The 25805-nt window shown below is 43.8% G+C and carries 19 protein-coding genes; all 19 read right to left on the reverse strand.

The window, feature by feature from the left end:
- Positions 1–183 precede the first annotated feature (183 nt).
- Complete coding sequence (locus AAGA18_13800; protein MEM9446413.1) at positions 184–1488, reverse strand: helix-hairpin-helix domain-containing protein; 1305 nt, start codon at positions 1486–1488, stop codon at positions 184–186.
- Positions 1489–1506: 18 nt separating this feature from the next.
- On the reverse strand, positions 1507–5217 hold the full coding sequence (locus AAGA18_13805) for a DUF6519 domain-containing protein (GenBank protein MEM9446414.1): 3711 nt from the start codon (positions 5215–5217) through the stop codon (positions 1507–1509).
- 38 nt (positions 5218–5255) lie between these two features.
- Positions 5256–7604 carry a phage tail protein gene (locus AAGA18_13810; protein MEM9446415.1) on the reverse strand — a complete coding sequence of 783 codons (2349 nt, stop codon included), beginning with the start codon at positions 7602–7604 and terminating at the stop codon, positions 5256–5258.
- Positions 7601–10294, reverse strand: coding sequence for a hypothetical protein (locus AAGA18_13815; protein MEM9446416.1), 2694 nt, complete (start codon positions 10292–10294; stop codon positions 7601–7603). The genes AAGA18_13810 and AAGA18_13815 overlap by 4 nt, the downstream gene beginning before the upstream one ends.
- The gene (locus tag AAGA18_13820) at positions 10291–12705 is read right to left on the reverse strand and encodes a hypothetical protein (protein ID MEM9446417.1); all 2415 of its coding nucleotides are present in this window, start codon (positions 12703–12705) and stop codon (positions 10291–10293) included. Before AAGA18_13820 ends, AAGA18_13815 begins: the two co-directional genes overlap by 4 nt.
- 2 nt (positions 12706–12707) lie before the next feature.
- Positions 12708–13082, reverse strand: a complete 375-nt coding sequence (locus AAGA18_13825) for a GPW/gp25 family protein (GenBank protein ID MEM9446418.1) — start codon at positions 13080–13082, stop codon at positions 12708–12710.
- Positions 13079–13408, reverse strand: a complete 330-nt coding sequence (locus AAGA18_13830) for a hypothetical protein (GenBank protein MEM9446419.1) — start codon at positions 13406–13408, stop codon at positions 13079–13081. The genes AAGA18_13825 and AAGA18_13830 overlap by 4 nt, the downstream gene beginning before the upstream one ends.
- Positions 13409–13420: 12 nt before the next feature.
- The gene (locus AAGA18_13835; GenBank protein ID MEM9446420.1) at positions 13421–13957 is read right to left on the reverse strand and encodes a phage baseplate assembly protein V; all 537 of its coding nucleotides are present in this window, start codon (positions 13955–13957) and stop codon (positions 13421–13423) included.
- Between the two features lie 26 nt (positions 13958–13983).
- Positions 13984–15108, reverse strand: a complete 1125-nt coding sequence (locus tag AAGA18_13840; protein MEM9446421.1) for a hypothetical protein — start codon at positions 15106–15108, stop codon at positions 13984–13986.
- Positions 15108–15380 (reverse strand): hypothetical protein, encoded by a 273-nt coding sequence (locus AAGA18_13845; protein MEM9446422.1) that lies wholly within the window; start codon positions 15378–15380, stop codon positions 15108–15110. The genes AAGA18_13840 and AAGA18_13845 overlap by 1 nt, the downstream gene beginning before the upstream one ends.
- Before the next feature lie 25 nt (positions 15381–15405).
- Complete coding sequence (locus AAGA18_13850; protein MEM9446423.1) at positions 15406–16080, reverse strand: hypothetical protein; 675 nt, start codon at positions 16078–16080, stop codon at positions 15406–15408.
- Positions 16080–16361 carry a hypothetical protein gene (locus tag AAGA18_13855; protein MEM9446424.1) on the reverse strand — a complete coding sequence of 94 codons (282 nt, stop codon included), beginning with the start codon at positions 16359–16361 and terminating at the stop codon, positions 16080–16082. Before AAGA18_13855 ends, AAGA18_13850 begins: the two co-directional genes overlap by 1 nt.
- Positions 16361–18535 (reverse strand): ATP-binding protein, encoded by a 2175-nt coding sequence (locus AAGA18_13860; protein MEM9446425.1) that lies wholly within the window; start codon positions 18533–18535, stop codon positions 16361–16363. Before AAGA18_13860 ends, AAGA18_13855 begins: the two co-directional genes overlap by 1 nt.
- 8 nt (positions 18536–18543) lie before the next feature.
- On the reverse strand, positions 18544–19734 hold the full coding sequence (locus tag AAGA18_13865) for a Pvc16 family protein (protein MEM9446426.1): 1191 nt from the start codon (positions 19732–19734) through the stop codon (positions 18544–18546).
- A gap of 17 nt (positions 19735–19751) precedes the next feature.
- The gene (locus AAGA18_13870) at positions 19752–20942 is read right to left on the reverse strand and encodes a hypothetical protein (protein ID MEM9446427.1); all 1191 of its coding nucleotides are present in this window, start codon (positions 20940–20942) and stop codon (positions 19752–19754) included.
- On the reverse strand, positions 20939–21772 hold the full coding sequence (locus AAGA18_13875) for a hypothetical protein (protein ID MEM9446428.1): 834 nt from the start codon (positions 21770–21772) through the stop codon (positions 20939–20941). Before AAGA18_13875 ends, AAGA18_13870 begins: the two co-directional genes overlap by 4 nt.
- Positions 21773–21812: 40 nt before the next feature.
- Positions 21813–22310: a phage tail protein gene (locus AAGA18_13880; protein MEM9446429.1), complete on the reverse strand. Its 498-nt coding sequence runs from the start codon at positions 22308–22310 to the stop codon at positions 21813–21815.
- Between the two features lie 23 nt (positions 22311–22333).
- The gene (locus AAGA18_13885) at positions 22334–24355 is read right to left on the reverse strand and encodes a phage tail sheath C-terminal domain-containing protein (protein ID MEM9446430.1); all 2022 of its coding nucleotides are present in this window, start codon (positions 24353–24355) and stop codon (positions 22334–22336) included.
- Between the two features lie 508 nt (positions 24356–24863).
- Complete coding sequence (locus AAGA18_13890) at positions 24864–25127, reverse strand: hypothetical protein (GenBank protein MEM9446431.1); 264 nt, start codon at positions 25125–25127, stop codon at positions 24864–24866.
- Between the last annotated feature and the right edge of the window lie 678 nt (positions 25128–25805).

The raw sequence follows: 25805 nt of genomic DNA on the forward strand, positions 1-25805 counted from the left end.
ACATAGTAAGAAGCTTCCACTTCTCGAGCCGAGTGAGAAAGCTCTGCCTGGGAGCGTTCATGAGTCTGCTCCGTGCTCTTCTTAGATCCTCCACTCCTCTCGACTTTCTCTCGAATCATGCTGCAAAAAAGAATAACCCAAGCATGAAAGATAGTGCAAGAAGCCTATGGTATCATAGGGTATTCACTTTGCTTTGAGCAGTTTCCTACCATCCTTCTTCATCGCTTGGATATCAACATTGCCTAAAATACTAATGAGCTTTTCATCATCTGCTGCAACAAAAGCAGATACGTCATTAATGCCAGCCTTACGTAATTTCTTAGCACGTGAAGGTCCTAGCCCATTGATTTCCTCAAGCGCTATAGAGGCTTGCGTTTCTTTCGACTCATCAGACCTAACAACATCTTCCTCCTTTTCTTTAATAACTTTAACTGGAACTGGGACAGCTTCTACTTTGGGTGGATGTTCTTCAGATGGACAAGGTTTTGATTTCTTATCTCCGACAACAATATCATAGGATTCATTTGCTGTCGCATCAAAGCGAACAGCGTCTTTAGAAGAATAAAGAACTTCTTCTTCCTTATTGGTAACTATTAAGTAGAGGTCAGCCCCTACTTCTTTACCTTCCTTAAAATCGCGGACATGATATTCCATCAAAAACTTACCTTCTTTATCAGTCAATGCCCCGCCTAGTTTATCATCATACTTTCGATCCAAGTCATAGAGACGAACGAGTAAACCACTTAATGCTTGCCCATCCTCATCTTTGACACTTCCTCTAACAATCCACTTCTTCGAGACAGGTGGCTGTTGTTGTTTCTCTTTCATCACAGAAGTTTGAGGTGCTTTCCTCGGTCCATATTTAGAATGAACCAGAATAGCTCTATAATCCGCTTTTCCTGCCATGGGCATGACTATTTCTTTATGACTGAAAGCTATATTCTGTTGCTGATCCATGACTCGAAGCTCTAGCTTTTGTGAACGTATCAACTCTTGGATCTTTGCACTCTCCTCATCACTCAGTTCTTGTGATTCCACCACATAATAGCCTTTATCATTCGTGATATGGTGACCGAGTTCGCTCACCCAATCTCCCTTATCATGATAAAAAGCGACTGTCATATAGGGCACCGATCTATAGTGCTCGTCGCGAACGAATCCATGGAGTGCATATTTTTTCTCATTCGTTTCAATAGGCTCTACATGTGCTTGATCACTTATAAAACAAAGCTCTTGGCGAAATAATTGCTTCGCTAAAATTCTTTGAGAAATAGCATCGACACGAGGATGGTTACTTCCATATTTTTGCTTCAAACGCAATCTCTCACGTATCAACAAATTCTCAGAGGCTCGTTCTACACGACATAATTGTTCTGCTTGTTTAGCTCGATTACCATCCAAAGAAGCAATTCCCTTATTTAAATCTCCACTAACAGCCTCTTCTGCAATAACTGTATCCATTTGCTTTTCTCGACTCGATTTTTCCATCTCTTCTTCTCCAAAGACTTACGCTTTATCTTCCCATTGATCAACTTCTTGCTTGGCATTTCCCTTAGCTAATTCCGGTAAAACTGTTTCTTCCATTGATTCACAAAATGCTGGAACCATCTCTGTATTCGGTTTATCGACGATATAGACGGGAACAAAACTCCGAACCACCACACAATGTGTTGCTTGATTCCCTGACGTATTATTCATAGCAATCGAAAGGGAGAAAAGAGAAGCGGCAGCACGCATAAGAGTTTCCTGAAAACGATTACCTCCTGCACGCAACGAAAATCCAAATAGTAGAGCATTGGCAAGCAATATGTCGTCGGATAAGCTTGCTGCACATTGATTTCCTCTAAAACTAATATCATCAAAGGTCACCACTAAAGTAGAACATAATGAAACAGTCTTTCCTGTCTCAAATAAATCTAGGGTCACTTGATTATCATTGAATAGCACCTGTCCCCCTATTAAGAAGCGTCCGATACCCAAACTCCCAAGACCTGATGACTTTTCATACAGTTTTTCGGAACCCCACATTTTATTTCCTGATTTTTGAACATTCTTACTTCCCTTCCCTAAAGCCATAGCAAAAGCAGTGAAACCTCCGTATATCTCCTGGCTCATGCCAAGATTTCGAATATCCACTGTTACCGCTTGGAAGCCTGAGTCTTCAGTGAGTGGCATTTGACCATAACTATGTAGTTGATTGGCTTCGATGGACATTTGGCCTATTCCCTCTACAGACAACGCTTGTCCTAAGGGCGTTGAGACAATGTTATCACGTATTGAGACTGCTGGCACACCTGATGGAACAGGGATCATCTTATCTTTAAAAAGAATGGGTTTCATCGGTGGCGTCGCATTAGCGATTGTGATCCCACCTCTTTTACCTTGTTTAGCTTGTTTGGGGCTGGTTGCTTTTTTCTCTCCATTATGAAGCACGCGATTAGAAGCAATCTCTACTCCTTCTCCATATAAAACAAAGATACCAGAAACAGGATCAAGATAATCACGGCCATTTTTTTCAATTAAATTACCTTTGATGACCAGGTTGTAAGCCCAAGCTAAGGCGATCCCTCCGTAGCCCATTTCATCTAGCATTTTTTCGGGTGTGTCACTGAGTTTTCTTCTCAAACAGCCACGTATATCGTTACCCACAATTGTCAGGTTATTCACTGACACCATTTCATCTGCTTGTTCTAAAGGAAAGAACCCCGGAACACCAATACCGTTAAGCCCCATTCTATAGATACGATTTTCTTTAATCGAGATATCATAGAGGAAGCCTCCTACTTTTCTGAACTTGCCATCAATCTGATATAAATAGGAAGCAACAGCAGGTTGGGTATGAGCACATAAGTGATCTTCCTTACCACCCTTCCCGGATGCTTCAACCCAAATTTCCTCAGCAACAGAGTCACCTTTCTCGTCAATATAGTCAAAATGACCCAAGGTAATTCCATTACCTGATCCACCTAGAATCAAATTATCTAGAATATGAACTCGCTCAGAACCTCCACCTATTTGAACACCACCTGGATGGGCCTCTAGCTTTCCTTTGTCCGCCTCGTCCTTGATATCAATTGAGTTCCAAGCACCTTCATCACTATGCCCTTCTTCAATCTCTTGTTCTGATTTCTTTTCGACATAGTGCTCACTACTTACGATCACCATTTCTTCCTCACCCTCAACTTTTACTTCGTCAGAATTCTCTAGGCTTGCAAGTGCTTCTTTAACCTCCTCTAAATGTTCTGCAATATCTTGCTGAGAGCCTAGCTCCATCTCTTCAGCGAGTCTTCTTCTGTCACTCATCTCCACCTTATTTTTCTCAAAGTAAATATCATCCCCTTGCAGGAAAACCGTAGGCTCTGATCCAGGTCTATTGCGAACCCTCATCCAGCAATTTTGTATTTTGACATCTTTCCCATTAACTAAGTAAATCGAACTTTTCACTGATTGAATCCACATATTTTGAATGTAGATACTTTCAAGGCTTGATAGCTCCTTCGTCATTTCCTTCTCACTTCTCGAAGTATACCCCATCCCCTCCATATAGATGCCCTTGCCTGTTACAGAAGATTGGATCATAAAGTTTTCTAAAAGAATTCCCTTAGATCCTAAGATCCTAAAAGTTGCGGCCATCTTTGAGTCCTGCTCTTCTAGACTCGGAGATGCTTCAACTATGGAACGCCAGCCACAACCGACAATCTTAATACTCCTTCGGTGTTTAATGACAACGCTCTCGCGAAAAGTCCCGGGCAATAAGCAGATCTGTCCTCCTCGCTTCTCTGGCAATGCATCGATAGCTTCTTGTATCGAATCAAAATCACCAAAACTCGTCACGCCATCACCGACTCGATAGGTGCAACAGCCATCGAGTTGTGTAAGAGGATGAAACCTCTTTCTGCAATCTTCTATGAGTCGCGGTATTAATTCAGCTTTTTCACTACGCTCCCATGTGATCACACCCAGTGGCACTCGGTCGATCTCAATCCCCTCAGGTTTGAGGTCTGGTACAAGCAACTCAGGATTACCTATACCGCTCGCACGAACTTTAAAGGTCCAGTAGTCTCCTGAATAGTAGTGAAATAAAGAAGGATCATCAAAGGCCAAGCGGATTCCGTCCCGAAGTTCTTCACCGGATCCCCCACCGAGAAGTTTAGTATAGTCACTTAGAGGGAGTATCCCATTCCACAGTCTAAAAAAGACTGTTTTATCTGAGGCTGGCAGTGTTCCGAAATGAGGGCTACTAGAAAGTTCGAGGTCATTGATATTATTCAATGTCGCTTCTGCTCCATAGATAATTTCCCAATGCCCTCTCTCCTTATTAAATTGTAAGGCTTCTAGGTAAAATTGATCTAGGCCTGAAGTCGCTATGGCCTGCAAATTGGCCATGATCTCTACTTTATCTCCCGACGTTGCTGAATGAATAAAACGGCCACGGCCTACAAGTCCACCATTAAACTGGGACCACTTAAAGGTTAGTAATTCATCATTGGTTTCAGCAATCTCGATCCGGTAGAGGTAGTGCTCCATTCCCGCATACCCCCCACCTTCTACAACGGGACAATCACCAGCTATTTGAGTAGTCGGTTGAAGGCTTGCTAAAAGCCTGCCTTTAAACTCCTTTTCCTTAACCCTTGCTTTCAGGAGCTGCTTTCGAACATCATGACAATTTTGCTCTCCCTCCAGGCGTAACAACCGAAGTCGCATGGAAGTATGTAGACGCTCTGTCGTGTCAATCCCTCCAAGAGCTGGCTCTAATAGTTGCTTGGGTACTTGAAAACCATTGATCGTTTCTCGCCAAACTTCCAATACAACAGCATCTCGAGTTCTTAAATCGATGGAACTTGGATCAACCGGAGGAATCAGGGGGTGGCGATAGTAATTCAGCTGTAAAGTTCTTGGAGAACCTTCACCATCCTTACCATGATGTAAATGAATCAATTTGCCATTGACCCATATATGCCCTGGAGCCAATTGAACCCACAACGTCTGTTGGTCAACATCGCCAGCGGAAAGAATTTTAAAGCTATCCTTCTCACTTGTCGAAACAGCTGCAACATTTGGACCTATGATGTCACTAGCTGCGGTATCCTGCCAATGGTTCGCAATCTGCGTTTGTGCATTACCGTCCGTATCAAGACTCACTCGTCCTTGCTGATACAGCACACCATTGAAATTAGTTAGAGGGTCAAACTCCCACGTTGAAAAATCGCCTTTCATTATTTCTTCCTATATACTTTTATTTCTTTTTTAAAAAATCAGGTCACCGGCACAACAACTGGCCTTACTCCTACCGGCATGAATTCTCGATAACGAATCATAAGATTCTTCCATTTATGACTTTCAAGCTGAAAACCGAAGGCCCCCATTCTATCTTCGCGAGGTCCTTCCTGAAGAATGCTTTCTGACGAAGTGCAGGCAAGTTGTCCATAAGCAGCATTCTCAAAAATTTCGCTCGTAAATCTCAGCTTATGCGAAGTCCCTTTAATGCAGGCATAGTTATGCGGTAGGCGATCGCCAACACCTTTAAAATAACTGAACTTGATACAACCCACTTGGTTATTAAATACCTCGAGCTTACTGACAAATAATCCTCCTTGACCGTGAATCGATTCCACACGAACCTTGCCAAAGAATGTCACCCCAGCAAATTGCATCGTTGGACCCCAACTTATGTCAGGCTCGCTAGCTGAAGAAATAGCTAGAGCCTGATTGTTTTCATCCCCAACTCCTACCCCAGCATCGACAATTAAATCAGCCAGGTCGAGGCTGTAGCTACCTCGATCCGCGAAAACAGAACCTACCACTGAGCGTTGAATAATGACCTGAGGCACTTGGGAAAAGGCTTCTCTTTCTTTGTTTTGTGAAAAGCCGTAACCGATTTTCAAACGAAACGAAGGCTTTAGACCTGAACGTGTTTCATCGAGTTTTTCTTCTCCTCCTGGATCTAATGTTGCATCTAAAACCTCAAAAGAATTTAGAGCCGCACGAGCAATCAATGGATCATCAGCAGAAAAAACACTTTCATCACGTGTCATCATCACACCTTGTAACCGCATGAAGAGATGATTCATCACACCATCTAGAGCATTCTGCACTTCTGCGTTATTATTTTGAACCTTTGCAGGGCGCACCCTTAAACTTTGTTTTAAAGAAATAATGGGACGATGCCCGTCAGCGGACCTTATGATCAAAGAGCGGTTCAATAGGAGATTGGGGCCTCCGTCTTCGTCTAAAATCCCATCTACATTCGATAGATCCAGCTCGTGAACCATACTATCCTGTATAGTAATGATAAGTGGAGAAATCCTTTGCTCCAACCCTCCAAGAGCTTCTTCTAGGCTTGGGGTATGAGCATCCAGTGTATTTACTACAACATGATCAAAAGTTTCGCTATTCCATTCAGTAGGGGCGGATATGCGTGTCATAGGATGTGCGCCTACTGGACCGACAGCTCCGTAGGTATAGGTCAGCAAGAGATGCTTCTTTAAAGCTTCACGTTGCTTAACCGACTCGACGCCAATGGCTAGTCGTCCACGCGAAGGGTCAATTGCTACTTCAAAAAGATCTAAGGGCCTAAATAAACCTGTCTCCCATGCACAAAGATTTTCCCCTCTAAACCTCCATTCTATGGAATCATCAAATGCAGTTCCTGGGAGATGCAGTTGTAGGCCAGCTGGACTAAGCTCAAAGTCCCTCATCTGAATATTCGTGGGATCATAGAGATTAGTCGTCACGTAATTAGATGAAACATCTACTGCGCCTCCACTCTGCAAACGAGCAGGACTCATAGGACCAGGGGTTTCATCCAACTGACTAACGCGTAGTATTCCTTCTTCAAGATTGACACGCATCGTGTTGAAAAGTTGCAAAGAACGTCCCAGTGGATGTACATCAAAGCGCACCACATACTTGGCTGCATTACTGGAGGGGCTTGAAATAGTTTTAGACCCTCTCCACACCGGCCTGCTCAAACGAACACGATAATCCTTAAGCCTCCACAAGAAGATAGCCAAGTTAGGCAAATTATAAGCAATTCGACCTTTATCCACGACTTTTACATCAGCAAGATGCGCATGTGGATCAAAAGCTGTCGCCAATAAACTCAGTTGAGAGGGGGAACGTAAAGTAACTGTCCCCCCTCGAACCGCATCTTTCATGGAATGATCCTCTCTTCCATAGGGTGGCTCACCACCTGAATCAGGGCGTTGATGATTCAAATGTTGGTTCCAGAGCAAATTTTCTCTGAGCTCCACACAATGCACTCCCCATTTTGTTAAGTTGTATGTTAGAAGTTCCACCGCCCCTTTTGTGCCTTTGCGACGGCGTAACGCAATAGTGTCAGCAACATCTGCTCGCAAGGTAACGGGGTCTCCCGAAAGATGTGTCGTTCCAACTAAATCAGCTAAATAAGGAATGACCCATTCATCACAAGTCTCGATAAAAAAGTCATGATATAAAGACTCTATATTCTCATGAATAGCCCCTAGAGCATCCTCAACTGTTTCCAGATAAGCTTTTAGCTGACCAGGCGGTATCTGCTCTTCATCCTTGATCTGATAAATAGCGGGTAATCGCGAATAAAGAGGAGTCCTTAGATCACTCATGCCGAACATTCCTCCGGACTTACATTTTGACTTACCTGAATCTCTAACTGCTTTTCATGAAGCTGGAAAAGCCCGTTGGAAGGACAAGCCAGTGTTGGGTAACTCGCAAAAGCGTTCGGCAATTGCAACTCATCGGGTGTACCCCCACTTGGAAAAACATAATGGGCTTGATGCTTCACCCAATTAACCCCCTCCACTTGCTGGACTACACCCTCGATCCGATTAGTATACTCATGTTGTCCGATCTGGCGCTCAGATAGACTAAAGAGGCCTGACTCCGGATCTTCTTCACCTTCTATCGCTCCCAACGCCTTTCTGACATCCATCAATACCGCATCCGATAGATACGAAGGATTTAATCCAATAAGAATTTTCAAATAAATGTAATGAAAATAGGAGGGAACTACCTTAATAGGATAACGTTGTGTTCCTCTGCAACGATTGTAGCCGCTCAGTGTTTCGCGGACAGCCTCAAACTCAGCTTCGCGCCCTGATTCCATGAGAACCGTAATCTGGATACATGGCATATTGTCTTCAAAAGCCCATGAAACAATTGCCTTGATAATACCCGGTATGGACAGCGCTTCCTTCTCATAATCTTGCATACTCACCATGCGGCCTAAACTTTGCACTTTACCGGGCGCCGCCTCGCGAGCATTACCAGCACTCTCAGGTTCAGCCCCTCCAGTAGCGGATGCTGGCATCAAGACTTTCTTCAAATCTTTGACACGAGCATTGACACTAGGCTTTGATCCATCTTTAAGCTTTCCGTATGCACCAGAGCCAGTCTTATAAGAGGCCGTTACATTACTCTTACCCGAAGGTAGGCGAGCGCCATGCACCCCATCCCCAAATTGTACCCAGCTTTCGCCTTTTGAGTCCTGCCTGACGATATAAATTTGCTCCTCAGCATCTTTTCCAAAGAAGGTGTCTACCTTTGTCCATAGCTTATCATTCACATAGACTTCCAGCTCAGGAATTTCTGGAGGCGTCGCACTCGTGCTCATATGATAAGTCAAAGGGGCTTTGGGTAACCTATATGTTTGAAAGGTCTGACGGTTATCTCCATTTCCCAATATAGCTACAGGCATTTTTTTACCCTGTTTCGCCAGAGCCAGGTTCCCGTAGACAGTCACGGAAGGATTGGCTTCATCAAACTCTTGTATATCGAAGCAGTCCAGAGTTTGATCAAATGTTAGCTTCCAAAATTTCTTATACCATTCAGGTTCCGGACCAAGCGCTTGATAGGGTGGTACGTTAGGATAGAAAAATTCATATTCATTAGTGCAAGATAAAATCAGCCCTTCTTTCTCTTCCTTTTGCAAACACAATGTCCTCCCAGCTAACTTTGAGGCTTCTTCACGAGTTCCATAATAGTAAAGCGAATTAAAAGACTCATCAGGCTCAACTTGGAACTGTCTTTCTGAACAAACGATGAATGCTGGACTTACCACTTCATGCATGACAATGGACTGCAACTCACTTTGAGGAGTGGTGAAGTAATAAAGTGGATCAAGTTCATCTAACCCATTGGGATCTAGAGCAAGAACTGTTGTCGCACTATTGAGCGCCCCCCATTTCCTACTTTCTTGACGAACCTCTTTGATTTCAAGGTCCAATGCAAACCTCTGGTCATTTACGATACTCTGGTTAGACACAATATGCCCGGTGCAAATGATACGCGTTCCTACTGTTATATCCTGGACTTCATATTCAAGGGGGAAATCCCCAGCTTTCAACTCACTGTAAAATTCCTCCATCCCAGAAGACACTGCCGTATCTAAATCCAAATAGCGCTTTGTAAGAACCGACTCTACCTTCTCGACGCCTCCCGTGGCATTCAGCTTGATCACCTGCACTGGTGCGTTGTGTCCAAAATGTTTAAAACTTCTTCCTATCTTATACGCTTTCACTGGGCCCGTTTGAGAACCGCGCAGTTTCCCCTCTAAATGAAGAATGATTCTATCTAAAACTACCTCTACGTCCTTGACTTGAATAATCTCAGCGGTGCGGTTGAAATCTTGATAATCCCAATACACGCGATCTGGGAGAATAACGATACGATCTCCTGCCTGTATATCTAACTGAGAAGTATCTGCAAAAGGCTGGGAATCGAGTTGATGAACTTCTAATGTTTGCGCCCCTATACCGAGATGCACATTAGCTTCAAACCTTTTGCGATAGAGACGAAATTGGTTTAAATGTGGATGAGCCATAAAGGCGTTAGCCACTTGAAAATGATCCGTCTCACTTCTTTCTTCTAGATCAGCCTGAAGAGGAAGTCCCTGTGGAATATTAACTTCCTTATCCCCTTTGATTTCGAATGCAAAAAAAGATTTCCCTCCCAATCCAGGTGACAACCTATAACCCAAAAGGCGAACGAGATCATTAACACTCTCGCGCCATGTGGCTGTTCTAAGAAACGTTTCGTTTGCATAATTCTCTTGATAAAAGGTAAGGATGTCACCTAAGACTGATACGCCTTCCAAAAGAGCAATGGCAGGGTCATCAGCCTCCCGATGCGTCCATTCAGCAAGCGCTTCTTTGGTATTCAACTCATTCAACAAAAACGCTCTAATATCTGCGTAGCTGCCGATGCGATAATGAATTTTATCTAAGCCAGGGCGATTATTTACCTTAGCGGGAAAACCCACAGCAGAAATGCAGTGATTGGTAGAATCCATAGTCATTTTCTACCTCCTTTCATATCAAAACGAATGAACCCACTTTCCATATGATTGGGATCATTGCGAACCTGAATAATTTCTTGCGGAGAAATTTCTATCTTTTTTCCAGTCCCTGGAGTATGAGCATTCCAACGCCTCATATTGATAAAGCGGATGCGGTCTATGCCAGTAATCTCATAAATCCTTCCAGCTATTTGACTCTCGTAGAGTGCTTGACCAAAGGTCCATTCATCTGGATGAAAGAAACCTCGACGTCCATCAGGAGTATGGAACTCAGAAAACTCGTTTTCTAAAATATAGCGAATATCCTGCCGCCAATAATCCGCGTGAATACAAACTGAGACAAAAATCTCTAATGGAACAAAATTTGGAGTACGTATCTCATAATCTTCTCCCAGCAAACGAAAGACCTCTAGATGACTGCGTATTTCCTCGTCTAACTCACTATTAATTTCTGTGGTTCCCATCGGATCAACGATAATTCGCACCGTTCGCCAACTACCGACCCATGCATAAGAAGCAGAAGCTCTAGACACCTTTTCAAGCTCCTCAACCCTCTTTACATAATCAACCAGAGTGACGGCACGCAACTGCTTGGCACGGTAAGCCTCAGGAGCATTTCTTAAAATAGAGTCCACACTTTCCGGATCCCTACCATTGGTCACATCAAACGGATTCCAGCAATGCTTAATTTCCGGGGTGGCTTTAGAATCAAAGGAACTCAGTGAGTCAGCCCCCACATTCCCGATGACGCCACCGCCTACTTGGTAAGAACAATGAATAATAGCTCCGTCTGGCAGAGCTTTCCCGTTCACTCCATCACCAAAACGCAAGAAGCCTCTTTTCAATTCATCTACTTCCACGACAAAATGATCCCCATTCTCATCACTTCCATCACTGTGAATCAAACTGATCACTTCATCCCAATCATCTTTGCCTCCACCAGGTATTTCCACTTGCAAGCGAATACTAGATCGAGAAGGTTCTTGTCCTCCTGGCTCAGTAGGTATAAATGCTAATGGGGTCTCCGGTAATGTACAGATAACCCCTCTTTCTGTCCGCTCAAAATGATAATCAGTACTTTCAATCAATTTCTCACTCGGCTCCAAAAAACGGAAACGTCTAGGAGCACCTTGGTAAACTTCTACTAAGTTTCCATGAAACAAACTAATATCCTCCACCTTCCCTGTTGGCCCATCTACTACAAAACAATAGTTTGCATGCAAAGCATCCTCTGGTTTCCAATGCACACGTAGGATCCATGCTGATGTTTGTGGATCTTGAATAACCTCAGAATCCTCATCGTCTGTAAGCAATTCAAGCAATTGCCTTTTAATGGGATCACGTCCTGCACTTTGACCTGTTCGAGGATTCAAATGCTCTTGTAGAACCAAGCGTGTAAATTTCTTTTCTTTGAGCAAACCTCGCACCTCTTCAACAGCGGCTTGATTCGAATCCACCAATTTTAAGTCCGCAGAAGTGCTGCCCTCTGCTAAGGCGGGAACGGTATCACTCCAAGTATAAAGTGACATCCTATTGAGCAAACGGTGGGTAAATCTGTCTTCTCTGACAGAAAATGATACGCCCGCACTCCCATCCTTTTCATACCCGGTTTGAATAACAAAGTCTTTTGCTATGATGTGTGCATCAACGTTCTGAACTTCACAAGCGAGTAAAGCGCTAGACTGATTACCTTGATGAATATGATAATCCACCATTCGCACATGACGCGCTAAAGATATACGCTTCCGCGCTGACCCCAAATAAGCCTCATTGGCGACTCTATCCTGATAATCACTCAACTCATCTGCTGCAGCACTAAAAAGGTCAATCAAAACATCATCCAAAGCTGCTCGACTCGTTGGTGTCCAATGAGGAACGCGCTGTGTCATCATAGCCATCATCGTATGACGAAAAGAATCAAAGTCCTTAGCCAGGTAATTTATGTTTGGCTCTAGTTTCGGTTTCTCGGGAATCTGCCACTCTGGAGCGCAATTCACATTGAAGCAGCCAGGTCTAAACTTAAAATCAATCTCATTAAAAACAGGATCTATATTCCTATACACAATGTTTAAGGTATATGTCGAATAATCACCTATGGGGCTCACTATTAAGCGAAGCTTCTTTTTACTCACATCACCCGTGACTTGAGTCACTTGGACTTGGCCTGCGGCATTGCCACCTAAAACACGATGTCCTCCTCTGATAGGGAAAATAGTAGTTGCTAAATCAGGGCTCGTAGAAAGATCCCTTATCATATTCGAAAGCTCATTCTCATTGTAAAAATACAAATCTAACACGGCCTCTTGGGAAGAGACTGCAGGCTGTAAGGCGACTAAAACTAAATGAATGCCATTCAAGCTACCTAGGGTAGCTGCTCTCTTACTGATAGCCTCTTGATCAATAATCGCCATAACTATCCCGTACCTCTCTGAAATTTCAAAACTCTCGGTTGGTCTTGTCCTGCTATGTGGTAACGGACCGACACCAGCATCTCATCATCCTGACCGAACTCTGCCTGAACATCCTCCAAAGTAACTCGGTGTCCCAACCACCGTGAAATGGCTTGTGTAATGCGAGCTTTCACCAAGCCTTTCGTATTCTCGTCGACATTTTCAAAGACTAACTGCCTTAAACCACCACCAAACTCAGGAAGAAATAGCCGTTCGCCAGGATTCGTCAGTAGAAGTTGCATCAGCTCCTCGTGAATCTGTTGCTCCACACTTTGCACCTGGACGCTGCGACCATTCGAGCCGATATGAAAAGGAAATGAAAGATGGGAACCACTCATACACTATCTACATTCGTTGGTGTATTAGCAACTACCGCAGTCCCTTGAAAAGCCTTCTCAGCATTCTCGCATTTGCCCATACTTGCTTCAGTTAATAGCGCATACTTTCCTACTTTCACCTTTGAAGCGCCACCCGACCATTTGACACTAACGCAAGGCGAATATTTAGAACCCACGGTGAATGGACATCCCACCACTTGATGGGTTTCGTTTTCCAAAAGCAAAGACGCCTCAGAGGCTTTGACTTTACTCTTTGAACTTGAGAACACGACCTTACCACCATGTGGACACATGACCGTGCTGGCTGTTGTTAAAAGTTTAGGCATTCCATGTAACTCCTATCCAATACTCATTCCGACATCATTGACTGTTAAACTAATTCCGTTTGGTGTGAGGGACACCTTTGCTGCTTTCAGCTCGATTGCTAACTCCGTTTTTTTCATACTCAGTTTCGCACCCTCGGCATGCTCTATACTGACCTCACCTACCTTATCATCCAAAATGACTTTGTGGCCTGCTGTTGATACGATAGCACGAGCTTCATTATCTTGAGGCTCAGGTCTTTCATCATCCGCCCAAAGCATTCCACACCAAATCGGTATACTTATGTTACCGCCGGCACATTCGATCCAGACGAGGCTTTCCACTTCGGGAATAAAATTCATGCCGTGCTTATTGCCAGCAAAAGGGAGGCATGGCCAAGCCCAGGGAGACCATTCATCTTCTCCGTAAATAGCAGGGACTTCAGCTCGAATCCTGCCCAGTTTATCGGGATCATCCACATCTCTCACAATACCGGGATACTTACCATAGGTATTGTGCTCGGAGCTTTTGATTACTCCTACTAAAAGGTCTTCATGAACATCTGTGGGCATCTGACTACTTTCTTCTGTCCTTCCTATTAAAAAATGGCTTCCTCTGGAGTTGATGAAATGCTGACATCCGAAATGGCATTACTTACCAATGAAAAAGACTGCGTGTAAATAGAGGGTGTAATGGTATGCGTCACACGTGTGATCACATAATTGGTACTGACCTTGGTCTCACCTGCTTTGACTGTCACCATTTGATAAGGCTGCAAGACTCCATGATAACATTCATGCGATAGGCTCCCCTCCCCTTTTAATACCATAGAACCTGCGTCCGTCTTACCTTGAGCATAGGTCTCTGCGTCTACTCGGCTCGGTGCAGGCACAATCAACACTTCATCTTCATCCTCTTGCTCACCATCGGTTGCCTCAGCATCCCCTAGCAAATTGGTATTTTCAAAACTGGACTCATGCCACCGAATCGATTTGGTACCGAGATCAAAAGAGAATGACCTGACTCGCTTCTTCTTACTCAGCTCAGCCTCCACATGAAAATCTGAAATATTTCTTCCGCTTCCTACCACCACCAGTGGAGGAGGTCCATCACTGGCCAACTCATTCGGATATGATTTTAAACACCCAATACTCTTACCCACTGTTTCAGCCGGTAAAACATAACCATGCTTGTTATAATATTCTGCAATCTCTTGGATCACTCGCATATTACTCAAGCGTTGAAACAACACAGGATCCACACTCTCTTGTGTTTCCTTTAATTCATCAACCTCCACCGACTCAATAGTCTCAATTTCTTTGAAGAGCTCCTCAACAATCTCTTGAAAAGATTTGTTCTCTAAATACTTTGGTTTTTTCTTACGATGCAGTTTTGCACTATCATCTTGAAAGCGAAAATGCACCAGGCTACTGCCAGGCTGAGAACTCAAATCCCCTTGATACCCGACCAAAGGGCCATCAATAAGTGGAATAAATTGACCATCTCCTGGGTCAATTTCTATTCTGACACGGGAAAACTTCTTATTCAAATCTTCGTCTAATCCTCTCCAGCTTCCAGCCTCATCCATGCAAAGCGGAAATTGAAGCCTAGCCTCCCAAGCCATGTCTACCTCTTGCTCGACCACAATAGACTCTATACTCCCTAGCTCCTCCTCAGTAGCGGGTTCGTTTCCAAAATAGACTCTGAATTGTTTGTCTGCCATTAGTGCTTGGGAATCTTGATAGAATTGTTTGAATCTTCGACCAGCTTATTAGCCACCAATTCACTGTTCGCATCTGCTATATGCCAAAATTTACTGGAATCATTAAAATGCTTTTGCGCTAAGGTATCTAACCGTTCTTCTTGGGTGAAAGCCACTGGCTGGCTTGATGGCTTCGGTAGCTTTCTGAGCTTAATTGCCGACACACTCTGATCCACCTTATTGGTGGTTTGCACAATGTCCACTTTTGCATATCTAGATGAGTCTAAAAACATGATAACCTCTCATTTCATTTATGCTCTAAACATCCACGACCATTTCAATTGCCTGTTCCACGGTATTTGCTAGGTTCGCTATGGCCATGGCCTCCTTCACAATATCCGTGTAAGTCTTTGCCCCTTTCGCTAACCAATCATCAGAACATGGATCAACATCTTGAACAGCCATGGTAATCGATACCTCTGCCTGTGTTGGATTGAGCAAAAAATCATATTGTTGCTCATTGATTGTCATCGATTGAATGGTTACAGGAAGCACCCTCGTGGGGCCCCACATAAAAATGATCTTAGGATATTTCTCTCTTGGGATCGGTTGCGCTGGAACATCTTCATCACCCCCCGAAATGGCATCGCCAATCGCGTCGATCGCCTCACCTATGAGTCCTGCAATGATGTTACTTGGCTGCACCATTTTTTCCAAAGCCGCCAACTGTGGACCAATGCCAAACCCACGGGCGAGAATTTTATTATCTTTCAAGAGGTCTGCTGCATGAAAATGGGCTGTTAGCGAAAGTGTTTCCACAGGCATGTCTCCCGCTTGTCCTGTTTCACGGCTATTAGCTCCAGTCGGACGCTCAGGCACATTGATCGTTCTCGATAAGCTCTCAGGATTAAATTGAAAGATTACGATATTTGGAATTGGACCAATCAAGCCCGAACCATACTCCAGCAATAATCCTCTAAATCGAAATCCCATTAAGCCTTTTCACCCTTTCCTTGCCCTACCTCACGATGAAGACTCTCCGTAATATGCGAGACCATGCGCCTATTCAAATCATCTGCACTGTCATTCTCTCTTGCTATCAATTTTGCAGTGTGAATCTCTGGCACCTGCACTGCTTTCGCTAAGCCATCGACCGGTATTTGAGACAGTGCACTCACTAAATGATCTTTCAAAGATGCCGCAGCCGCGCGTGCCTTTTCTTGATTTACTCCCTTCATCTGAATGTGAATACGATCAATATGAACTTTAGTCATTACCCTTTCTCCTCCACTTCATGCACCACGGATGCATAAGGACCAAACTTCTCGTAACTGATCGATCGCCCCAGTTTATCAAACTCCCTTTTCACTGCGATCATGACATCTTCCATATAAAGTCTATGACTGGAGCCATTCCTACCCTCTTGCATGCGACTAGCACTTAGTAGACATGCATTGAGAACAACAGAGCGAATGTGGCCACCAGAAAGTGGAAACTGCCTAGCTAAAAAGTCAAAGTTCATATCTTTCGTCTCAACATTTCTCGGGACAAACTGCTCCCATATTCGTTTTCTTTCGACTTCACCAGGTAAAGGAAAGTCGACGACGTAACGCAGGCGACGAAGAAAAGCTTCGTCCAAATCTTTCTTACGATTGGTAGCCAGAATGGCGAGACCTTTGAAACGCTCCATTCGCTCTAACAAATAGCTAATCTCTACATTAGCAAATCGATCATGGGAATCTCTGACCTCGCTACGACGACCAAACAAAGAATCTGCTTCATCGAAAAACAAGATCATGTCACTTGCATCCGCCGCATCAAAAAGCCTCTTAAGGTTTTTCTCTGTCTCCCCAATGTATTTATTGATCACTTGTGAAAGATCAATTCTGAACATGGGCAGGTTCAATGTACGGGCCAAAATCTCCGAGGCCATGGTCTTACCTGTTCCAGGAGCTCCAGCAAACAAAACAGCTATGCCTACCTCATTCCATGCTTTACCAGTTCCCCAGTCATAATGCACCGTAGCCAGCGAGCTCATTGCTTGAGTGATATCTAAAAATTGACGTTTTTGTTTAGGTGGCAATATCAGTTCTTCGGAATCAAAGCGTGGCTCGACTTTCTGAGCAAGCCCGTCCATATTCACCGCGAGCTCACATCGACAAGCAGAGAAGAGATTTTGTCGCTCAATTGCAGATGAAAACGAATTAAGTCCGTCCGCAATACTCTTAATCGTTTGGCGTTGATATCGAAATCGTCTAGCACACTCCGAGATATCTTCCTCACTGAGCGCATTTTCACTTTCCAAATACTGCTTCCAAGCATTACGCCGCTCGTGATAATCAAAATCAGGGGTTTCCACAACAGGTAAGATCCATCTTTCGGGCAAAGCCTTTTTCTCATCCTTATCTGTAAGTGCTACATAGAGATGAATAGGAAGCGCAGGCAAGCTATTCCACATCATTGATGCATTCTTACCCATAAACTGTGATGATTCCTTGATAACATGGGCAGGAAGAAAAAGGTCTACCCCTCGGAGCCAACAAAGAACGATAATAGAATGAAGAAAATGGGGTGCATCACTAAACCGCAACAGTTCCTTCAATTCTACGAGCATAGCCCCATTCAATTCTGCCATGGCTCGAGAAAGAGCTAAGTGATCACCTCTTTCAGGACCATAAACGGGAATGATTTGCAAATCTTGGCGTTGATTCGCACGTAATCGAGCCGCAATGAGTTGTGCGCTATCCGATAAAGAATGTGAATCGAATACGGAATGATTACATTCTGCAAGACAGTGATGAAGGGTCAGATCTGGAAATAACAGCTGATAAGCTACCATACTTGAGATGCTTAACGATGTGTCCCACTCGATTGCTTTTGCTGCACCATTCCCAATACGAATGATACCGTAACGATACAGTGGATGTGAGACATCTGAGAGTTGCATCACTTGTTCTGGGTTATCCCAGAGCTTTTGCAGCAGACCTAGCGTAGGCTGAGTCTTGTTAGGGTCATTGAGGCATGAAGCCATCACACTGCCGACTGTATTATCAAATGAAGGAGCCAAACAAAGTGCTAACAGAAAAGATGAAGCATCATCTAATTGAAGCGACTCCACAAGCCAGCCAAATGAGCCTTGCAGACCTTTCATTTCATGAGCAGAAAAATGAACTTCCAACTGTTCGGTTAAATAACGCGCACAAATATCCTCTTCATAGAAACGAAGTTTATCCTCTTGAAATCTGACTTGATCTAAAATGGTAGGAAGTTTCTCGCTAAAAGGGGGCAATGGTCCGTTTTGCAGATCAGGTAAGATCCCTCTCTCATTCCATATCCAAGCTATCTCCCTTCGCAAGCGCACCGTCACTTGCTTTAACCAGAAATTAGCACAAGCATCCTCCGCCATTAAATCAGGCGTAAAGCTAACTGGCTCTTGCTTTTCTTTCACAGCTTTCATTAGGGCACCAAACTGATTGAAGGACTATTCTTGGCCTGCTGACCATTAACTCTTAGGATGACCAGGTAATCACCTCTAGGAACTGCTTTCTGGTTTGTTATTTCTAATTCGAGAGAAGTTTGGTCTGCTACAAAAACAAATTCGTCAAACACTGCCACGGTCCTACCCTGGCGATAAAGCGCTACAAAAACATCGTCCTCTTCACTACCGAGACGAACACCCGACAATACAACCTCAACAGTTACATCAGCCTGCGGATCCGTTGGCATGATGCTCATCACGTTAGAGACTAAAACCCTAGAAAGAGTTGGTAACAATTGCCCCACCACGAGATTGCTGCTTCTCTTCTTCCCACTAATTAACTCTTGTTCTACCTTAATGGGATAGCTACCTGCGGACATAAGAGTTCCATCTGGCAGCTCCGCTGTGACTTCACAATCAAATTGACTTGAAGATGGCACTCCGACAATGCTCATTTCCGAGTCCCCAAGCCTTGGCTGAAGCCCACTGATGTCAAGGTCATTGCCTACAAAAGTAATCGTCTGTCCGACTTCAAATTTAGACGGCAGCACTTCTTTCAACGAAGCTCCCAGCTTGGGAAGTACATGGATTCCTATTGGCATACTTGCTTCGGCAGCTGAACTGCCGGACGTATCATAATCGATACCAACAAGTAAGGAGTATGAAGGAGGCTCGGCATCCGCAATCATAATCGGCCCCACATCAAAACCTACCGAAAGGCGGTACTTCTCATCCGAGCCTTGCATCAGACTTGAAAGAAGCTCCGAAGAGCTATCGTCTAAAGTCACCTTGATGTCCTGAGGATTATCTTTAAGTGCCTTTTCGGATTCCGCATTCAATTCCAGAAAACTCATCGATTGAACTGCTCGTAAACACTCCCCTAAATTCTCATGCGCTTCAATGGTGTCGCTGGCACCATCTTCATCAAAGGGCGTAAGAATATATTTCAACCTCAGCCAAAGAGGGGGATTCTGCCCTTCATCAAGAGGCACATTGCGCATATGAGGATCCACGGCGACTTCATAGAGAAATAAGTTAGCCTTTGGCCCACTGGAGCCACTGGGCTCTGGACGAGAAACCGTAACTGGCAAAGACGTTCGATCCTGCAGATGATCTTGTAGGAGTTTTGTCACTGCGCCAATCGCTTTCCCTGTATCAACTAATGCCATGTTACTAATTCTTTGCGCTACAAATAATGTCGGGAAAGCCTTCTACTGACTCCCTGTTTACTCTGACTTCCTTTTGCTCTTGGTTGCATCATCTCCTTCTTGGCCATATTGAAATTCTGAGGAGAAGGCTCTTCTACTTTAATGTGAATAGCACCGACACTAACTTGAACCTCTGTGCTACTTTGGGTGAAAGACTGATGTTCGTTCTGTCTCTGCGGTATAGAAATCATACCATCCTTACTCTCAACAGCAGGAACGGTAGCATAAGGGTTTCCTTGCCAAGCACTTTCATCCTTATTCTTTTGCTGCGCTTCACCATGAGCTTTCTGCTCGACCTTAGGCTCAGTTTGGAGACTCATTACCTGCTTCTTATCCCTATTGTCCTTAGGATCCTTACTCAAAAAATCTTCCACGGACGAAGGCTTCTTGGCTAACTCAAGCAAATCAACATCAGATCCTGGTGATTGAGACACCCAATCGACCACGGCTTTCCATGCTTCCTCTTGTTCCTCTGTGCTCAGTTCATTGTCTAGTCCTTGGTCTCCTCCATTTTCCACTAATTGAGAATTACTCCTCGTTTCTTTGGCGCTTGGATTAATAGGTTTCTCAAGCGGAGTTGATTCAGACACATCTGCTTCAATCTGTTCGCCAAACGTCACATCCATCGCAGCCCTCAGACCTTGCTCTTCAGGATGAATCTTCTCACTCGTTTCTTCTCTGGAAATTAAACCCGCCCGCCTCTCGGAACTCTCTCCATTTTCGAAATCAACTTTTTCTTCAACAGGCGAATTTTCAGCATTCGCAACATCACCAGGTGTTTGAGACACAATCTGTGAGTCTATGGCTTCATCAGCAAGTTGGTGATGCTCAACTTCTTCCGCAAGCTTTTTGATCTCAGCACTCTCTAACACTGAGGAGAACTGTATTCCCGGCTCTGGCTGGTTCTTTTCGGTCGACTCTTGCAATGGTGAAGATGTGAAAGATTCAGGAGGAGATTGGTCAGCCTTGATAGTAGGCTTTTGATTTTTGCTAGCAGGTGGTTCTTCAATTACTTCCTCCAATAGAGTTTCTTCCATTCCATTCCCTTCAATACCCTCTTGTCCTTGCTCATCAGATGACTTTAAACTTTCAGAAACCGAAGGCAAAGCTGCGGACTCATCCCATTGGACTCCACTCTCTTTTGCTAAGATTTCAAAGTAGCTACTCATAACCCGTTTCCCTTGGCAATTCTTTGACGGTAGTAATGACGCCTCCAACTCGGCATCTTAAGAATGGTTTCTTCGCTCCAATGGTATCGGCTGGCTAATTCATGAACACTCCCCAGAAGCTCAGATTGGAAGGCCTTTATTTTCTTTAAAGCCATTGCCTCAAGTTTCACGGGATACACAGCTTCATAGTTACAACAAGGACAAATTGTCTGCACTTGATACGCCACTAAAGGATCAAAATCCTCCAACTTGGTGCTGATTTCATCCATTTTAGAGAAAATCCAAGTATCATCTTCTTGCCCTTCTACATGGACAATTAAACTCTTGAGGATTTGTTCTAATTTGACGAACCCCCTATTCATCCATGCAGCTTGATCTAAACCTGTTGGTCGACGAATTGACAGGCTTTGACCACCTTCAGTGTTTTCCACTCTTAAGGTTTTTTCTTTAGCTGACCGGCGCTGCTTTTCACTAAGCCTATGAAATGAAAGAGGGAACTCGATGGATTCTCGGCAAGACGGCTCTTTGCACTGCAGTTGATAGTCCGTCTCATGAATGCCATGCATCTTTAGTAGCTGAAAAAGTAAAACAATTCTCTCTCCTACCTCCATACTTTGAAAGAAAAGTCTTCTTTGTTTTTGGCCTAATTCCCAAGGATCCGAGCATTTCACCAAGAGCTCTATGGCGAGCTTATAGGAAGGCTCTGCAGAAAACATCAGGTCTAGATCAGAGGCTACCTCTCCGTAGGGACGCAACTGAAGTATCGGCAGTTGCTTCTCCTGACAAGCACGAACGATCGCATCAGATAGAGCATTATTAAGTTCGACCATCGCTTTAGTTCACTTGAAGTCAAAACCTAATAATTATGAATTACAGCCCTTCAGCCACTTTCAAATCAGGATCTTTCTCCCAACCTTCTAACTCAAGCTTGATTGTCTCAATAGCGACAGCATTAGAGTTGGCATCCAAATCCGGTACAGCAGTAAATTCGCTCACCCAGCAATCATGGAGAAAATAACGCAACACAATGTCACCTCTTTCATTGAGTACTTCCAAGGTTAGCTCTTTCTTATAGTTCTCTAGATCCATGAGAAGATCTCCATCGTAGGGGTGCACCTGATTTGCCCAATTAGCAAATTCCTTATCTTGGGTCACACCACGCTCCATAGTGACTCCTTCGTAAGTAGTCCTACCAGGAGACTTGTGATCTGTGCTATTTTCACCGCCTTCGCGGTGTGTTACCACTTCGGTTGTGCGGCGCAGTGGACTCACTTTGCTAACACCCATCACCGTGTTGTTATTTTGCTTTACTCTAAATTTGTAGTTTTTATAGGGATCGGTTCTTTTTGTTTTTACACCTTCGGGCATCGTTTTGATCTCCTCAGTTAAGTTTACGCATCTTCGTTAGACATTTGCTGAATCTTCAAGACAACAAACTCAGCAGGCTTCAACGCAGCAAAGCCAATTTCTATATTGACAACACCGAGATTACGATCCGTTTGAGTCGTTGTCTCAGCATCACATTTCACAAAGAAAGCCTCATCAGGGCTACCTCCTTGAAAAGCACCTTCATTGAAAAGCCTCATCATGAAAGCTCTAATGTTTTGCCTAATACTAGCCCATAGAGGCTCATCATTATTTTCGAAAACAACCCACTTCGTTCCTCGGAACAAAGATTCTTCCAAAAAAAGTGCCAGCCGGCGCACTGAAACATATTTCCACTCAGACGCCTGAATATCAGCTCCAACTAATGTGCGAGCTCCCCAAGAAATGTTTCCGTAAACCGGAAAATTACGCAGACAGTTAATACCTAAGGGATTTAGAACACCATTTTGACTGTCATTCACCTTCACACACAACTCATTGACACCGCGTAAAGTTGCTTCCGTTCCTGCAGGAGCTTTCCAAACACCTCTTGTGGTATCCGTGCGCGAATAGAGACCTGCCATGGTTCCACTTGCACCAATCGTTCTCAAGCGATAATCGTTTTCCGGATCAGCAATGCGCGGATTCGGAAAATAGGTAACCGAATTCTTGTGCCTAATGATCGAAGCATGATCATCCACCCAATCCTTCATCGTTGCATAATCTTTGATGTCGTTCGGGACATCGATCAAACAGATCGCTCGTCTCTCCTCGCAATAGGCAATCGCTTCCGCATAGATCTGAGTCATCTCAGTCACCCTGGAGGAGTCTTCACCAATCTTCGCAGCCAAAGGAAGACAAAGAATATTAAAGAGATCAACATCTTTCAATGCGAAGAGACCCGTCTTGTCTTCCGCATCACCAATGATCTCATCCGCCTGCGGCACGCTTCCATCAGCTCCTTTTTGACCTGCCTTGAGTGCTAATGAATAAACATCCGTAGCAAAATTTGTAGCCGTATCGATAGGTTCACCATTCAAGCCAAGGGAATACTCTTGATAGTTATGTTGACCATCTAAATTGAGCGAAGTGGCCACTGCACCACTACCATCTGTTAAAATCATGGTTAGGTTAGGGCTATAATCCCGACCGGCTCCCGCTTTGATTAAGTAGCGATCTCCAATCAATTCAACACTTGCTCCCGTAAACGCTGTAGTGATCTCGCTTCCCGAAACAGCAGTGGCTTTCCTGATAGCCTTCTCAAGTACACTTCTAAATTTCCTCAGGTCATTAACCGTAGCACCCTTGATGACGCCTGTTGCTGTATTATCGCCAATCTGAATCGAGAAATCCGTGTTATCTAACATCGTTAAGTCAACAGCTGAAGTATCAATATCAGCAGAGCTATAATTCCCGTTGGGAATTGGCAAACTCGTTCCAGAGCCTGAAGCGGCGTCAGTTACTTTGATCAACTGAGAGCTCCCATTGATCACATCATAAAAATACTTAGGCCCCGTTTGTAAAGTTAATCCGAGATACTTTTCACTTTGGATCACAGAAGCATTACCTTCTCCACTCTCATAGCGGTTGACGAACAAGCCAAACTTAGTCGTAGGACTTTCTGGATCAGGCTCAATCGAGACTCGGACAGTATTTCCCCAGGCTCCGGCATTGGCAGCTTCCACAGCAATCACCGGATTGGATGATGGTGTGGTCAAACTATCTCCTATACCAACTTTAGCCGCAGCTGCGTTCGTGTCTATTGACGACGAGCCATCAGCCTCCTTGCGAGTAATACGGACGACCCAAGCCTCACTCCCCCCATTCATAAAAAACTGTGAGATCGCATAACTTGCTTCGCTTCGCGTATCCAACCCACCAAAGATGCGTTGAAAATCAGACATGCCGAATATTTGCATCGGCTCATCCACTGGCCCTTCTTTAAAAAAATCAATAAATGCAGCCACTGAAGTGCTGACATTTGAGATAGGACGAGAACCGCTTGGTATTTCCCTGACATAAACACCAGGGTAGGTAACTTGAGACATAGACTAGCTCCTTTGCCTTATATTTTGTTATTAATATCCTTTGGTTAGAGCATCTACTACCTTTAGTTGATACCAACCATTGTGGACCATTCCATGACTACAAAACCCTGTCAAACAAATACGGAAATCTAACCTCGAATAGTTTTATCTAGAACTACGTAAAAAGTCTTCGAGGCCATTAATTAAAGTTCCCGATACTACATAATATCTCTTTGGTTTTAGCCCAACCTGTATAGCACTCATTACTCAAATTTAATTATTTGAAATGGTTACAACTTATTTTTCTGAAATTTATTCTTCGGCACTGCAATTCTAATGAAATATCAAATGACTAAACTTGGATCACAGAAGGTAAAAAACATTGAGTCAAACTCTATGTCCAAGATCTTTCTGAAATAAAATTTTTACTCCAAAATCAGAGCTTTCTGTGCCACAGATCTGATATGTGTTTTTTACAAAAAAATAAATCATGGATGGAAACTTGTTCATTGTTTTGACTTCTCTCTCTTTATAACCATTTTTGATTGCTCATGACTCTTGGTAATGAAGTAATCTTTGGGCAACGCATTTCCTCTAAATTTCTGTGATACCCCCCACCTATCCAACTATAGAAGCGAAGCACCGATAGCTCATATCCCAATTTAAAATCAGCATAGGCTTCATCAACATGAACTACTAAATATAAATGTGGAAGCTTGTTGAGACGTATAGAAATATTCTGAGGTATTGAAACTTCTGGAACCTTATGAGAAGCCTTGATTACTGATTCCATAATATTTTCTGAAATATTGCTTATCACCAATCTAGACTACCCTAGGGGAAATAAGCCTCAACTAAATTGCAAGCCGAATCCTAGTGCATTTCCTAATGAATAGACAGCCGTACCCAATCCATATGTAATTTTCTGCTTTTACCGGTGAAAGTCTCTAGAGATCTGTGTCGTGCCTTGGTGTTTAGATCCCTGTTGATATTAGTGAATCAATCCGGCAGAAAAAATCTATGAATACTTCAATTTCCTGGATACCCCGGTTGAACCAGGGTATGAAAAAAATGGGTGTTTCAAATGAAGTCAAAAACGCTCTAGTTCATACCCAATGATATTTTAGGACTTAAAAATCTGTGCAAGATCTCAGCCCCAAGAAACGTAGAGTATATCTCCAAGAGGCATCACAGTTTGAGGGCCCGTTTCCCCAGTCTATCCGAATGGGCTCCTCGGCGCTTGGTAGCTAAGCCTTCGATTGCTTATAAGAACCAAGCTCAGACGATCTGATTGATACATCTTCGTCGACTCTCTTTTCCTTTTGTCTTAATCTTTTACACATCTCGTTTCATTTCTATGACATCATCCAGGTCAAAAATAATGTTATGACCTAAACTAGTCATTGAATTTCCATTCGCGCAGATTCGATCACGTTCTCTGATCAAAGTTTATGCTAGATCTATATACTTA

The sequence above is a fragment of the Verrucomicrobiota bacterium genome, assembly GCA_039192515.1.
In the GTDB taxonomy this organism is placed as follows: Bacteria; Verrucomicrobiota; Verrucomicrobiia; order Methylacidiphilales; family JBCCWR01; genus JBCCWR01.

Excerpts from the sequence above, each read along its gene's own strand:
- AAGA18_13800 (MEM9446413.1), bottom strand. The coding sequence starts at position 1,488 with ATGGAAAAATCGAGTCGAGAAAAGCAAATGGATACAGTTATTGCAGAA.
- AAGA18_13805 (MEM9446414.1), bottom strand. The coding sequence starts at position 5,217 with ATGAAAGGCGATTTTTCAACGTGGGAGTTTGACCCTCTAACTAATTTC.
- AAGA18_13810 (MEM9446415.1), bottom strand. The coding sequence starts at position 7,604 with ATGAGTGATCTAAGGACTCCTCTTTATTCGCGATTACCCGCTATTTAT.
- AAGA18_13815 (MEM9446416.1), bottom strand. The coding sequence starts at position 10,294 with ATGACTATGGATTCTACCAATCACTGCATTTCTGCTGTGGGTTTTCCC.
- AAGA18_13820 (MEM9446417.1), bottom strand. The coding sequence starts at position 12,705 with ATGGCGATTATTGATCAAGAGGCTATCAGTAAGAGAGCAGCTACCCTA.
- AAGA18_13825 (MEM9446418.1), bottom strand. The coding sequence starts at position 13,082 with ATGAGTGGTTCCCATCTTTCATTTCCTTTTCATATCGGCTCGAATGGT.
- AAGA18_13830 (MEM9446419.1), bottom strand. The coding sequence starts at position 13,408 with ATGCCTAAACTTTTAACAACAGCCAGCACGGTCATGTGTCCACATGGT.
- AAGA18_13835 (MEM9446420.1), bottom strand. The coding sequence starts at position 13,957 with ATGCCCACAGATGTTCATGAAGACCTTTTAGTAGGAGTAATCAAAAGC.
- AAGA18_13840 (MEM9446421.1), bottom strand. The coding sequence starts at position 15,108 with ATGGCAGACAAACAATTCAGAGTCTATTTTGGAAACGAACCCGCTACT.
- AAGA18_13845 (MEM9446422.1), bottom strand. The coding sequence starts at position 15,380 with ATGTTTTTAGACTCATCTAGATATGCAAAAGTGGACATTGTGCAAACC.
- AAGA18_13850 (MEM9446423.1), bottom strand. The coding sequence starts at position 16,080 with ATGGGATTTCGATTTAGAGGATTATTGCTGGAGTATGGTTCGGGCTTG.
- AAGA18_13855 (MEM9446424.1), bottom strand. The coding sequence starts at position 16,361 with ATGACTAAAGTTCATATTGATCGTATTCACATTCAGATGAAGGGAGTA.
- AAGA18_13865 (MEM9446426.1), bottom strand. The coding sequence starts at position 19,734 with ATGGCATTAGTTGATACAGGGAAAGCGATTGGCGCAGTGACAAAACTC.
- AAGA18_13870 (MEM9446427.1), bottom strand. The coding sequence starts at position 20,942 with ATGAGTAGCTACTTTGAAATCTTAGCAAAAGAGAGTGGAGTCCAATGG.
- AAGA18_13875 (MEM9446428.1), bottom strand. The coding sequence starts at position 21,772 with ATGGTCGAACTTAATAATGCTCTATCTGATGCGATCGTTCGTGCTTGT.
- AAGA18_13880 (MEM9446429.1), bottom strand. The coding sequence starts at position 22,310 with ATGCCCGAAGGTGTAAAAACAAAAAGAACCGATCCCTATAAAAACTAC.
- AAGA18_13885 (MEM9446430.1), bottom strand. The coding sequence starts at position 24,355 with ATGTCTCAAGTTACCTACCCTGGTGTTTATGTCAGGGAAATACCAAGC.
- AAGA18_13890 (MEM9446431.1), bottom strand. The coding sequence starts at position 25,127 with ATGGAATCAGTAATCAAGGCTTCTCATAAGGTTCCAGAAGTTTCAATA.